The organism is Ruminococcus sp. D54t1_190329_F1, from assembly GCF_015551645.1.
Taxonomy (GTDB): Bacteria; Bacillota; Clostridia; order Lachnospirales; family Lachnospiraceae; genus Blautia_A; species Blautia_A faecis.
On the sequence record NZ_JADNDC010000046.1, the window covers coordinates 18,269 to 30,849 of the forward strand.

The 12,581-nt window shown below is 46.9% G+C and carries 17 protein-coding genes and 1 pseudogene; 1 reads left to right on the forward strand and 17 read right to left on the reverse strand.

Annotated elements, in window-relative coordinates:
• Positions 1 to 66: 66 nt before the first annotated feature.
• From I2D69_RS17010 to I2D69_RS17050, 9 genes are all read right to left on the reverse strand, one after another.
• Positions 67 to 480, reverse strand: a complete 414-nt coding sequence (locus I2D69_RS17010) for a sigma factor-like helix-turn-helix DNA-binding protein (protein WP_117950544.1) — start codon at positions 478 to 480, stop codon at positions 67 to 69.
• 455 nt (positions 481 to 935) lie between these two features.
• Complete coding sequence (locus I2D69_RS17015) at positions 936 to 1,694, reverse strand: ABC transporter permease (protein ID WP_026650088.1); 759 nt, start codon at positions 1,692 to 1,694, stop codon at positions 936 to 938.
• Positions 1,694 to 2,383, reverse strand: a complete 690-nt coding sequence (locus I2D69_RS17020) for an ATP-binding cassette domain-containing protein (protein WP_195380285.1) — start codon at positions 2,381 to 2,383, stop codon at positions 1,694 to 1,696. Before I2D69_RS17020 ends, I2D69_RS17015 begins: the two co-directional genes overlap by 1 nt.
• Positions 2,384 to 2,395: 12 nt before the next feature.
• Positions 2,396 to 2,569: a hypothetical protein gene (locus I2D69_RS17025; RefSeq protein WP_002570968.1), complete on the reverse strand. Its 174-nt coding sequence runs from the start codon at positions 2,567 to 2,569 to the stop codon at positions 2,396 to 2,398.
• 107 nt (positions 2,570 to 2,676) lie between these two features.
• Positions 2,677 to 3,579 carry a HAMP domain-containing sensor histidine kinase gene (locus I2D69_RS17030; protein WP_195380286.1) on the reverse strand — a complete coding sequence of 301 codons (903 nt, stop codon included), beginning with the start codon at positions 3,577 to 3,579 and terminating at the stop codon, positions 2,677 to 2,679.
• Between the two features lie 7 nt (positions 3,580 to 3,586).
• Positions 3,587 to 4,351: an ABC transporter permease gene (locus I2D69_RS17035; RefSeq protein ID WP_026650085.1), complete on the reverse strand. Its 765-nt coding sequence runs from the start codon at positions 4,349 to 4,351 to the stop codon at positions 3,587 to 3,589.
• Entirely contained in the window at positions 4,329 to 5,294 is a 966-nt protein-coding gene (locus I2D69_RS17040; RefSeq protein WP_195380287.1) for an ABC transporter ATP-binding protein, read from the reverse strand. The genes I2D69_RS17035 and I2D69_RS17040 overlap by 23 nt, the downstream gene beginning before the upstream one ends.
• A 16-nt stretch (positions 5,295 to 5,310) precedes the next feature.
• Complete coding sequence (locus I2D69_RS17045) at positions 5,311 to 6,003, reverse strand: response regulator transcription factor (RefSeq protein ID WP_125116582.1); 693 nt, start codon at positions 6,001 to 6,003, stop codon at positions 5,311 to 5,313.
• Positions 5,987 to 6,166 (reverse strand): helix-turn-helix domain-containing protein, encoded by a 180-nt coding sequence (locus I2D69_RS17050; RefSeq protein ID WP_195380288.1) that lies wholly within the window; start codon positions 6,164 to 6,166, stop codon positions 5,987 to 5,989. The genes I2D69_RS17045 and I2D69_RS17050 overlap by 17 nt, the downstream gene beginning before the upstream one ends.
• A 144-nt stretch (positions 6,167 to 6,310) precedes the next feature.
• Between I2D69_RS17050 and I2D69_RS17055 the strand changes: the two genes are divergently transcribed.
• Positions 6,311 to 6,679, forward strand: coding sequence for a helix-turn-helix transcriptional regulator (locus tag I2D69_RS17055; RefSeq protein WP_005933665.1), 369 nt, complete (start codon positions 6,311 to 6,313; stop codon positions 6,677 to 6,679).
• Between the two features lie 27 nt (positions 6,680 to 6,706).
• On the opposite strand, the gene I2D69_RS17060 is transcribed toward I2D69_RS17055, so the two are convergent.
• The 8 genes and pseudogenes from I2D69_RS17060 to I2D69_RS17090 all read right to left on the reverse strand — a co-directional run bounded on the left by I2D69_RS17060 (position 6,707) and on the right by I2D69_RS17090 (position 12,489).
• Entirely contained in the window at positions 6,707 to 7,006 is a 300-nt protein-coding gene (locus I2D69_RS17060; protein ID WP_195380289.1) for a hypothetical protein, read from the reverse strand.
• A 16-nt stretch (positions 7,007 to 7,022) separates the two neighbouring features.
• On the reverse strand, positions 7,023 to 7,376 hold the full coding sequence (locus tag I2D69_RS17065) for a TnpV protein (protein ID WP_195380290.1): 354 nt from the start codon (positions 7,374 to 7,376) through the stop codon (positions 7,023 to 7,025).
• A gap of 26 nt (positions 7,377 to 7,402) precedes the next feature.
• Positions 7,403 to 9,283 carry a recombinase family protein gene (locus I2D69_RS20290; protein ID WP_243243844.1) on the reverse strand — a complete coding sequence of 627 codons (1,881 nt, stop codon included), beginning with the start codon at positions 9,281 to 9,283 and terminating at the stop codon, positions 7,403 to 7,405.
• Between the two features lie 90 nt (positions 9,284 to 9,373).
• Positions 9,374 to 10,393, reverse strand: a pseudogene (locus I2D69_RS20295) (type IV secretory system conjugative DNA transfer family protein); the annotation flags it as partial.
• Entirely contained in the window at positions 10,390 to 10,890 is a 501-nt protein-coding gene (locus I2D69_RS17075) for a PcfB family protein (RefSeq protein WP_002569244.1), read from the reverse strand. The pseudogene I2D69_RS20295 and the gene I2D69_RS17075, both read right to left, overlap by 4 nt.
• An 86-nt stretch (positions 10,891 to 10,976) precedes the next feature.
• Complete coding sequence (locus tag I2D69_RS17080; protein ID WP_156833476.1) at positions 10,977 to 11,396, reverse strand: DUF4313 domain-containing protein; 420 nt, start codon at positions 11,394 to 11,396, stop codon at positions 10,977 to 10,979.
• A gap of 12 nt (positions 11,397 to 11,408) precedes the next feature.
• The gene (locus tag I2D69_RS17085; protein ID WP_002570689.1) at positions 11,409 to 11,720 is read right to left on the reverse strand and encodes a DUF5720 family protein; all 312 of its coding nucleotides are present in this window, start codon (positions 11,718 to 11,720) and stop codon (positions 11,409 to 11,411) included.
• A 22-nt stretch (positions 11,721 to 11,742) separates the two neighbouring features.
• The gene (locus I2D69_RS17090; protein ID WP_156833475.1) at positions 11,743 to 12,489 is read right to left on the reverse strand and encodes a phage antirepressor KilAC domain-containing protein; all 747 of its coding nucleotides are present in this window, start codon (positions 12,487 to 12,489) and stop codon (positions 11,743 to 11,745) included.
• Positions 12,490 to 12,581: the final 92 nt, after the last annotated feature.

The window sequence follows — 12,581 nt, forward strand, 5'->3', positions numbered from 1 at the left end:
GTCCGCTGTCCGCCCCTCGCTGAGATAAGGGAAATGATCCCTTTCACTTGGTAGCCAGAAAACAGGTCATTCGTTAAGCCTGTTTTCAAAGAAATTTATAAATTTTTTTCTGACCGCCTCCACACTTTGATACACAGCCACTTTGGAGCAGCTGCACAGCACACCGATCTCTGCAAGGCTCAGTCCGTCAAGCGCATAGAGCAGGAACCGGCGGCGCTGGGCCTCGGTACAGGTGTCCAGAACCGCCATCAGCTCATGCAGCGTTTCCATGCGGCAAAGATATTCTTCCGGCGTTTCGCCGTAGGCTCCTACACCCTCGGTGGTAATGATGTACTCGTCAAACTCCCGGCCATCCCAATGCCGCCGCTGTTCATGGAACAGGTTCTCCGTTTTGTGATCGGCCCGGTCAAGAAATTCATAGACTTCCAGCGTGACCTCCACAGCCACAGCTTGTCCGTTATAATTGATGGTAACTTCCATCTGCCTTTCCTCCATTCAGATTTTTTTGGTAAATCTGAATGGGGCGGCGGGGAGCGACATCGGGGATAAAGTTCGGGCCATGCTGACCCGATGTTTCGGCTCCATAGGGACAAAAAAGCGCCCGGACGGCATAAAGCCATACGAGCGTCATGGAATATATTTTGCTGTTCGCTTACATGGTATAGTACATACTTCTGACCGCATTGCCCCGCTGCTGGAAACAGGCTTTTTTTAGCTGGTGCAGGTCATGGGTACTGTGAAAAAAGACAAAAATAGACACGGCGGCAATCCTCCTATATGCCGCCGTGGATTTACACGGTGTTAGGTCGTCGTTAGATTGGGATAGACGAAAAGAAACGGCGGCTCTGATCTTCTCAAAGTCGCCGCTTCATAGGCGCGTGGAAATGTGTCTGCTGTACGACGGCTTTTTTTCTTTTGCCGTCGTGCGGCAGAATTTAATTTTCTATTTTTTTCTTGTGAGAAAAGACAATCAATCCAACCAAAAACATCACAATAAAGCAAAGTACAAAACTGATACATCCGCCAATGGTGGCCAGCACAGGGGAATCATAATAAGTGGATTTATCCGAAAAAAACATAGACACACGATATGCAAAGCTACCCGGAATGACAAAGCCGCTTTCTGAACCGATGAACAGGCAGGATGCAAAGCCATATATAACCCCTACTACGCTTGTCACAATAATATTGCGGCTCAGATTGATAACTATTGCCCCCAAACAAGTAGTTATCAAAACGACAACACAAGCTTCAATTCCAAACCCGATTGCCAAATTGAGGAACAGGGAAATACCTCCTCCGATCAACCTATCAGTTCCATTGAGTACCGCTACAAGCAGACCAAAAGCAATAAATAAGATGACTGCAAAGCCTATGCCGATAACGATGCTAACAGCAACTTTCGATAGAAAGAGTTTCTTCTTTGAAAAATCATAGGTAATCCAGTTGATGTAAGTTTTGTTCTTGTATTCCTGATAAAACAGCGAACCAATCAAAATGAAGATGACCATTGGGAAGAACATGGAGAACTGGTTATTCATAAAGAAAAACAGGTCAGCAAGTGATTTTGCGCTGTTGTTGAAAACTGCTCCTGCTCCGCCGGTAAGAATGGGAAGAAGTGACAACAGCAGAAGAAATACCATAAACCATTCCCGCTTCAACTTGTAAAACTCGTTTTTAATCAACATTCCCATTATGCTTCCCCCCTCTGGCCGGAAGTCATAATATCCTCATACAGTGCTTCCAGTTCCTTTTCATTATAGCCGTTTTTTACGATCTTGATGATTTTGCCTCCCCGAATGAAAATGAGAATATCCGTAACAGCGGCAATTTCCGTCAGATTATGACTTGATACCAAAATACAGTGTTGGGGAGATTTCAGGCGTTCCTTCAGCAGCAGTCGGATTTCCTTTATACCCATCGGATCAAGGCCATTGGTAGGTTCGTCCAGCAGCAAATATTGAACATCGCCTAAAAAGGCGCGGGCAATTCCCAGGCGTTGGCGCATCCCCAAAGAAAGTTGAGAAAACAGCTTTTTCCGGGCATCCAGCAAGTTTACTTGTTCGAGCGCCACTTCAATGTTTGGCCGTTTCAGACCCAAATACTGCGCGTGGAGCTTCAAATTTTCCTCTACGGTGAGCCGGGGGTAAAAAGCCGGGTATTCAATCAAACTTCCAAAACATCTGCTGGAAACGGGCTGTCCATCCGAGAGGATTTCTCCTGAAAAGGCAGTCAGCCCCAGCATGGACTTAAACAAAGTTGTTTTACCAGCTCCATTTGGTCCCAGAATACCGTAGATTTTTCCTTGCTCTAAGGACAGGTTGATATTGGACAGCAAGGCAGTATTTCCAATATTCAGATTTACATTTTTGATTTGCAGCATGAAATACCTCCGTTATTGAAAAAAGATGAAAAGCAAAAAGGCCACAGCATAAATCAAAAATGAAATACCAATGGGTTTTGATCTCTGTTTTAGTCCTTTTAGTCCATCGCTCAATACGCCATGCAAGGCCGTGAGCAGGCACACCGCCAAAGCGATGATAGAAACCACTAAAGCTACTTTAACCATTTGTTTATACCTCCTATGGCTCATACTTTACCAAAGAGGTTTAGGATTTGTTTGAGAAAAGTCTAAGGAAAGTCTAAGGATGAAAAAAGAGCCGCCGAAGCAGCCCTTTAGGAATTGACAATGGGAAACACGACTTGAATTGCAAAGAGACCGTTTTGCAAGGAAGCGACAATTTGCCCGCCCATGCGGGTCACAAGTCTTTGAGCGATTGCCAATCCCAGCCCGGTTGTCTTTTTTGTTCGTGACTGGTCGGTGGTGTAAAAACGGTCAAACAAATGAGGAATATCTTCTTGCTGAATACTGCTCGACGCATTTTTAATGGTTATGACCGTTTGAGCTTCTTCTATCGCTGCGGTGATTTGATAATTTCCCTCCCCGTGAACAAGTGCATTATAAACCACATTTGAGAAAATCCGGGTCAAGGCATCTGGATCGCCCCAAATGATAGCTGGTGGATTTGGGATAACGATATAGGGGACACATTTTTTCTGTTCAAAATCGCCGTAGTATGAGGCGACAACATCCCGAAGTACACTGTGTATATCCGTATTTCTGCAATTCAATTTCAGTTCGTCGGCCTCAATCCTTGCAAATTCAAACAGTTGGTCGAGAAGCAGCTTTACAGCGGAAATTCTTTCTCCCGCAATCGTCGCATATTCTTTTTGCTCCCCTGTTAAATCCTGTTCCTGTAAGAGCTGGATATAGCCATTTGCTGTTGCCAGCGGCGTTCGCAAGTCGTGGGAAAGACTGGTAATGGTATCTCGGAACAGTGTATCGCTCCGTTCAATTTCCTGCCCCATGCTACGATATTTTTTCAGAAGATGATTGATACTTGCAGCCAAATCCAGTATTGTCCCATCCGTTTTTTCCAGCATAATTTCGGTTTGCGTATCACGGTCAATCAGAAAGTCAATCTGTTTTTTTACTTTCTGAACCAACTTTCGCTGATAAATCAGTTTCAGGGACAAAAACAGGGAAAGCATTGCAAGCAAGATACATAACACCATCATGTAGCCATCACCGCCTTTCCAAATCGCGCAAGTCCAACCTTAGAAACAGGGAGAGCGAAATGGCTGTTGGTAAAAACAGATATACTACCAGTGTCAAACAAATGGGTATTAAATCCTCCCCAAAGGTATTGATCTGCAAGCTATGAGATAGCCCTACAACCCAATACTTGTAGAGCGAATAATCCATATCCAGTGCTGTACTTATCTTTGTGAGATATAAATACAAAACCCCCAGCATAAAAAATGCGGTAATCGTAACAATGATCCGATGCCGGAGCAGGTAACTTAACAAATTGAGAAATGCAGTGTAACCTAAAAAGCACAGGCATTGAAACAAAAGAAAGACTCCGATTGCAGAAAACGAATACTCTATGTCATACCGGGATGCTCCCATCATCAGAATTGACAAATACGCAACACCAAAGCATACAAACAGAAAAAATAAAACGCCACCCCATGAGGCCAGCAGTTTTCCAAAGAATAGGTGTACTCTGCTTGTACCTTTAGAAAGTGTGATACTGTATGTGCCGGTATGAAAATCTTCTGTAAAGTACAGGCACAAAAAGAGCGTCAATGGAAAAATCAGACTGTAATCTGAAAACAGAAACTCCGTGAACGAAACCAGTGATATAACCGGAAGCATACCATTTACCGAATTGTGATAAAAGGTCAGGGCAAGCGCAAAGACAAAAAACGCAGCCAATACGAGGCAGGCCCAAAACAGGCGGCTTTTGCGGATACGGAACAACTCACTTTGCATCGTCTGAATCACTCTTTGCACCTCCTGTCATTTTCAAAAGATAGTCGGTCGGCTCCATACCGGCAAGCCAGATTTCTGATACCTCTATCCCGGAATGAACCAGCAGCGTATTGATTTCCCCGGATTGCTCATTACAATGAAAAATTCTAATCAGGTCATGACCCAACACTTCAAAATCCGGGAACTGCTGGCTTAAAATCGTAATAGCCCGTTCTAATTGTGGAGTTCTTATCTTTATGCACCGCTGGCAGCTCTCTTTCAATTCCCTAGCCGTAAGCTCACAAAGCAGCTTGCCATCTGCCATCACGCCATATTTGGATGCAAGCCGGGAAAGCAGCGTATAATCCTGTCCAGAGATTAAAAGTGTGGTATGGTTGATTTCATGCAGATAGTTCAGAACAGAAAGCAGGTGTTCACATTCTCCCTTATCTAGCCCGGAAAAAGGATCGTCCAAAATTATCATATCTGGATTTCCCAAAAGGGCAACAGCCAAATTCACTAAACGCTGGGTCGATAATGGCAATCGCCGTACCGCCTTTTTCTCTTTCAGGTTCAAATGCAGTATATCTAAAATATGGATTTCTGTGGTTCCAAAAACGGAAGAAAAATAACGCAGCATATCAGCAGGTGACAGAGAGCCGATTGTCACAGGCTTTTGTGGTACAAACCCAATCCGGCGGCGCTCCTTCTGATAGTCTATATTGCCAAATAATTTGAGCGTACCAGCTTGAGGTCTAAGTGTACCTATAATGGTTTGCAACAGTACAGATTTCCCGGCGTGATGGCCGCCATACAGTGCATAGATTTCTCCGCGTTTTACCTGAAACGCGATATTTTTAATTCCGTTTCCATCCGGGAAAACATAGGTCAACCCGGCTGTTTCCAAAGCAGTCTCCAAAATAATCATCCCCTTTCCATGCTGTCTTATTGTAGCAGACTGGTGTGCAAACTTCATAAGATTTCTCTAAGGATTAGCCCTGCATTTTGAAACCGAGGCCCCAAACCGTCTGAATATACTTTTCCTCTGGATTGACCTTGGCAAACTTCTTGCGGAGATTTCCAATGTGGACATTGATTGCATTATCGTCCCCGATAAAATTTTCATTCCACACGCTTTCAAAAATATTGTTCTTTGTGAATACCTTTGAGGGCGAGGACATCAGAAGTTGCAAAATCAGGTATTCATACCGTGTCAAAGTAATGGGGGTATTCCTGATTTTAGCCTCCATAGCTTCTGTATCAAGGGACAAGTCCTTAAAGCGAAGTATTTTGCTATTGTTGGGGGTGGTAGACTTCTGAAAGCGCCGGAGCACTGCTTCAATCCGCACCAGCAGCTCTTGATTGTCGAATGGCTTTGTGATGTAATCATCTGCACCGTTTCGTATGAGGTTCACTTTGCTGTCTATATCCGTTTTAGCGGACACACCGATAATCGGAATATCCATCATGCTCTTTATCTTGTCCAATACTATCTCGCCCGGTATGCCGGGAAGCATCAGATCAAGTAAAATCAAGTCAAAGCTGCTTTTTTCAATCAATAGAAGTGCCTCACTTCCAGAATAGGCAGAAGTTACGCAATATCCATGTTGGGTTAAAAGCCGCTTAGTCATATCGTTTAGCAGTACGTCATCTTCAATAATTAAAATACTAAAGCTGTTTTCCATCTCTTGTTCTCCTGTCACACGGTTTTTCTGTCTCTTTTGGTATCAGCCAGACACCGGCCATCTTCACAGCACCGGGGATACGCCCACCGGCACAATAATAATTTACCCTACGAGGTGTCACGCCCCATTTCTCGGCGGCCTCTTTCAATGTCATATAGTCCATTTCGCACCTCCACAGAGTACATTATAGTTCTCTTTCTCGAACAATGCAAGAAACGGAATGTGAATTATAAACTTCAACCAACCTACATATAGAAACATTCCGCAGGCAAAGTATGAATTATACAATGTAACTGGGTGATGTTATATGGCGAAAGTTGAAGATTGTCCCGGTTTTGAAACCTTCGGCGCAGATGTCAAAGCCGCACGAGAGGCAAAGCGTCTGGCACGAAAAACATTGGCAGAAATGGTTGGGATTGAATGGCGGTATCTTGCCAACATTGAGAATCAAGGTGCGATTCCGAGCCTGCCTGTGATGATCCAGTTGATTAAGGTCTGCGGACTTCCCGTGGAACGGTATTTTAACCCGGAGATCATGCGGGAAGAAAGCGAACAGCGGCAACGAGTCAGCCACAAGCTGAAGCTTTGCCCTGAAGAATACCTGCCGATTATCGAAGGTGCCATAGACGGGGCGCTCAAAATGGAACAGACTGCGAAGCAGAAGGAGGACGCATAATCGCGGCCTCCTTCTGGCGTTTCTATATCAAGTTTCCCGGCACTTTTCCCAAAGTTCCCGGCACCTCTGCTGGATTTCTCCGGTTTCTGTCACAGTCAGATCGCGGTCATTTCCGGTAATCTTATCTTCCAGAAAGTTGGCGTATGTACCCAACAAAGCGTTCCGTAAATCCTCCGGGGTTTTCTGTATTTGGGCGCTGTACCAGTCATTCCGGTGGGGTTCCCATGCCATCAATGTATAGCCGTGGCTGGTCTGAACCACCTCATACAGAGGATCATCATCCAGATATGACTGAAATACTTTCAAAACCTTTTCAAAGGTCAGCATTTCCCGCACCTCCCATTCAGCTGCAAATCAGTTCCCTGATTAAAATTTCCTCAATCTGTGCCGTTAATGTGTTCATCAGCCCCACCCAACGCATAGGATCACAGGCTTTCAGTTCCTCAGTGACACCCGCAGTCTCCATCATGTAAGGCAACATGGTGTCCACGCGCTCCTGCGCTGTCCGGTCAATCTCTAACAGGTGTGGATACAGCTTCTCGCTCATCAGCAGTTGGTTGTAGAGAATAGGACGGTGTTCCTTCAGGTAGGACTTTCGCATCCTGCCGTACTTGCCGATAGAAGTTTCCGGCTGTTCAGAAAGTTTTAGGTTGGGTATATCATAATCTCCACAACGAATGTAAGTCAACTTACTCATATTCATGCTCCTTTGCTCCGTGATGATTAGACTGCTGCGCTGGCTGCTATGCTGCCTTTGCGCGGTTCTTCTTTTGGTAGCTGCCCGATAGTAGAAAAAACACCTTTTTTCATATCCTCAGCCCGGATCAGGGCTTTCTTAGCGTCCATTTCCGCTTTTTTCTTCGCCTTGATTTTGTCCTCATACTGTTTCTGTGCGCCGCTGGCTTTCCGCTTCAAATAATTCTGATGAAGCCTGTCCTTGCGTTCTTCTTTTTTCTGCAGTTCTTCCTGTTCCTCCGAGGTTAAAGGAACCGGCTGTAAGGATGGTGGGATATAGCGCCCTAAAAAATTGAAGTAGATTTCAATTTCCTGCGTGGTGTCCTGGCTGCCTTTTCGGGCGCGTTCGTGGACAAGGATTTTCTCTACAAACTCATTGAGCATGGTGTTTGTCAGCGCGTCAAAATTCTCGTATTTATCAATCAGGGCTATAAATTTCTCCGCTGATTTCTGGCTCTGTTCGTAGCCGGTAACAGCCTTTTCCAGCTCCATAATTTCAATCTCAAGTGTGTCCTGCTCTTTGGCATACTGTGCATCAAGCGCCCTATATCGTGCGTCCGGTAACTTGCCGAGGGCGTTGTCCTCATAGATTTTGCAAATCAGTTTTTCCAGTTCTCCGGCTCTCTTTTGAGCAGCGGCCAGACGCCTGCGCTTTTTCGATATATCGGCACTCTGTTGAGCAACCTGCGTCTCCTGAACGGTGTGAATAAATTCCGTCCGGTCATTTCTGGAATATTCAGCGATAGCCCGGAGCGTGTCGGAAACCAATGTCAGAACAGCACTCTCATTGATACGGTGTTGAGTGGGACATAGTGTCCCACACGGAATTTTGGTATAATTGGAACAGGTATATTGAGAAATCCGCTTTCCATTGTTGGTGCGGTGGACATACATCTTGCCGCCACAATCGGCACAATAGAGCAAGCCTGTGAGGGGAGCCGCTTCGCCCCAGCCGTTTGGATAACGCCGTACATTGCTGCGGATTTTCTGTACCAAATCAAAGGTCTGCTGGTCGATAATGGCTTCATGGGTATTCTCAAAGATCGTCCATTCGTCCTCAGAAACATAGTGGCTTTTCTTGTCCTTAAAGTGCTTGCGGGTCTTGAAATTGATGGTGTGCCCTAAATACTCTCGCTTTTTCAAAATGTTCACGATGGTAGATGATCCCCATCCATAGGGGTCTTTGACCGGCTTTGAGCGGTTCACACCCTCGTTGAAGCGGGCAAGGTGTACGACAGGAATTTCAATCCGGTCTGCGGATAGTTTGCAAGCAATCTGATAAGGCCCATATCCCTCCAGCGTGAGGGAAAAGATACGGCGTACCACTTCGGCGGCTTCTTCATCTACCAGCCAATGCTCCCGTTTTTCGTCCCATAAGTAGCCGTAAATCACGGTGCCTGTCAGGTGCTTACCACTCATGCCTTTTGACTTAAACACAGAGCGGATTTTCCGGCTGGTATCACGGGCGTAAAATTCATTCATGATGTTGCGGAACGGGGTAAAATCGTCATCACCTTTCAGACTGTCTACACCGTCGTTGATGGCAATCAGACGAACGCCTCGCTGCCGCAAAACTTCCATAACTTGACCGACCTTTAGATAGTCGCGCCCCAACCGGCTCATGTCCTTGATGACGATTGCCTCTACACGCCCTGCCTCCACTTCCTCCATCATCGCCAAAAATCCGGGGCGGTCAAAACGGGTGCCTGAGATACCATCATCAGTAAAGTGCGTAGGGTTGGGCAGCCCGTTCCGGCGGGCAAAATCCTCTAACATCTGCTTTTGGTTGGATATGGAATTACTCTCGCCCTGTAACTCATCGTCCCGGCTCAGGCGCTCGTACAGTGGGGTGATTTTTTCGTTTCTCATAGCTGTACCTCCTGAAACAAAAATACTCTAAGTGATTGCTTCACTAACCATGACAAAATCATGATTAAGAAGTCACTTAGAGCATATATCACCGGCTGCCAGCTTATATTTCTTATACTGCCGCACTGCGAAGTGGTTTGGCTTTTCCGATTCCAGTGCATCAAACATCAGGTCTACGGGATTTTTGAACTCCTCGTCATCCTCCCGGACTTCCATGGCGTTGATGAACTCGATGAGGGTGGAGAAGTTTTGCTCCTCCACCGGAGCTTCATAGTGGATATATCCAATCAACGCGCAATACAGCAATGTTTCCGCCTTGACCCAGAAATCGTCTCCGGCCTTGCCTTCGCCTTTGGTATTGGCAATCAGCGTTGTTACCAGCTTCAAGATGTCCTTTTCGCTATGGATATAGGCGAAAGGGTTATAGTGCATGGACTTCTTGAAGTTGATGGTATTTAGGACCTTGATTCGGTACGGCTCATAAATGACCTTGCCGTGCTTATCCTTCATGGACTTTCCGTCCTTCCCCAGCTTGGGTGCGCCCCTTTGGAGCATTTTTCCGCACTCCACCAAAATGGTTCCCTTGGGGTCTGTGACTACATAAGAACTGTGCATCTGCATCAAATTCGGTTTGAGCCAGAATCTGGTTTTACCGGAACCGGAGCCGCCGATCACAAGCACATTTTTGTTTCTGGCGGTCTTTGGGTCTTTTGGTCGGCTGTTCATGGTCAGGCTTTCGGTTTTTGTGAGAATGACATTGTTCTGGAATACCGGGTCGATATAGGGAGCAATATCCTCACGGGTTCCCCAACGGGCAGAACCATACTCCATGCCGTGACGGTATTTCTTGGCGTTCTTGCTCTTGAGATACACCGCCAGACGCAGGCCGGCACCGCAGCACAGCCCCACCAGCAGATCCAACGGGTGCAGGCTGGGCCAGAAACTTTGCAGTGCCCCAGGCAGGACAGCAAACAGGGAAAGGAATTTCTCTGAAGCATTTGCCCCCTGAGCCAGTCGCCATGCCTCCCCGAAGTTGGTAGCAAACAGCCCCATCAGGAGATAGGGCAGGTTCAGCAAAACGAGCTTTTTGATGTCAAACTGCTTTTTCATCGTTCCAGCTCCTTTCGCTTGGTGCGGTCCACCACGGCATTTTTGACCATCTCTTTGAACTGACTGAGTTTTGCCAGCACAGACGGGCGTTCCGTTTTCTCGGCCTTCTTGACCTTTTTGCTGGTGTACTCGGTAAATGCAGCGGTCAGCGCATCGGCGTCACGGCCTTTGAAAAAGATCAGGTACTTGGGCGGGGAGCTGCTGCGGTCTTTCTTCACCGCATAATCCACACCATATTTCCGGGCGATCTTCTCAAATTCCTTGATGGAAGGGTCTGTGATCTCGATATTGGAGATCCCCTGATTCTGACCAATGAGCTGCTTGACGGTCTGTTTGCCGTGGGGTGTCACAGGAGCGTCACGGCTTCTTTTCTTTTGCAGCTTCTTTTCCTTGCAGTGGGCCATGTACTTGCTGATGGCGGCTTTGAGCAGCCGACCGGTGAACTTTGTTCCGCTGACAACCAGCGTTAAAGTCCTGTTTTCCACTTCTTCCTGCATTTTCATCTCCTCCTTTCCACAAAATGTGCAGGGGTGGTGCATTTCTTTCTAAGGAGGAACCACCAGCCGCCGGAGAAAATATTTCTTCATCGCTCCATCCCGCGGTTCTTTTTCTTTACCGGCTTCTTGTCCGGCAGATTCCACTCTTTCCGAAACTCTGCCACGCCTTTAGGGTCAAATGCCTTCAACTTTTCCAGATCAAAGGCAACAGCAGAATATTTTCCATAACCGGACTGCACCTGATAGGGAAGCACCTTCCCCAATTTGTTCTCTTTGATGAATCTCAGCAGGTCCTTGCTGATGTCACCGGAAATAAACGCCTCTCCAGGGTCCAGGGAATACCCTGGAAGGTTCACCGTCATATCTGCAAACGGCTCTGCTCCATCTTCTGTATGGGTAATCATGCCGATATAGAGCCGCTGATTATTCGCATACATTCCAAGTTGCAGCGATATGGTTTCTTCCCCGTATTCCCACTTGAAGGGTACTTTCTTTTCCTCATTCATATCGGATTCCTCCTATCGTATCTGTTCTTTGTGGTCATAAAACAAATCTCCATTTCTGACCTTTGCATGGCTGAGAATCTTGATCTGCCCCTTTGCCTGACTGTCCAGAGCTTTTTCATAGCCTATATCTGACAAAAACAGGCGGGTGCGTTCTCCTTTCCAGCCCACCGGGGAGTCATGGGTCAGCACATCAAAAATAATCATGTGCCGCGTGTTCTCCGCAAATCGCTGGAGATCCATGTAGTCATGGCCGTGGTAGTTCTGCGCCCCGGCTTTCTGGCGCATTTCCTCCATCAGCTGACCGATTGTTTTGCCTTCCTGCATAAAACCCACTTCCTTTCTGTTCTTATGAGACCAGCAAGATCATCTCCCGCAGCTGGGCAAAGTAGAGCTTGCCCTGGGGCGTGACCAGCGTGTAGGACCCGGTATGACCGTGGTTGCAGTAGTCTTTGACGCAAAACAGTCCTGCATTTTTCACATTGGCATAAGGCAGAACATTGCCGGATGCCGTGCGGTACACAAACCGCCGTTCTATCAGAAACCGGACAAACCGGCGCTCCGGGACATCCAACTCTTTGGCGGTAGTCCTGAGATTGGTGCTGTGCTTTAAGTCGATGAACAGGTCATAGAAAGCGGCTTTGCCCTCCAGCTGTGCATTTTCCTTACGCAGAGAAATATTTGCTTCACGCTCAGCCAACAGGTCTGAGCAGAGCTTCATCAGAGCTTCCGGGGAAGTGGCTACCTCCCACAGCTTCTCTTTTGTGAGATAGGCTCCGTGCTTGCGAATGGTAGGCAGGACCTCATCGAATACCCACCGTTCAAACTGCTCTGCCGATGGCAATTTGCTATGAACAATCAGGCGGTACAAATCGCCTTCTGGGATAAAAGTCATACTGATTTTGCGGTCAGGGCTTTGTGGGTGAGGTGCGTCGTGTTTCACGACATACCTACAATGGCGGATAATTGCATCGCGGGGATTGCTGTACCCCAGCGCAGCGGCCACATCCGTTCCGCTGAACAAGTATTTGCCGTTTTCCTCAATGACACGGATACTGCCAAACTCCGGGTTTTTGAAAATTTCCATCTGGTTCATGTCGTGCCTCCTTTGGTAGAGTAGGCGGATGAAATTTTCATCCGCCCCTCATCAAACCGTGCATGAGGTTCTCCCTCACACGGCTTTCCGAC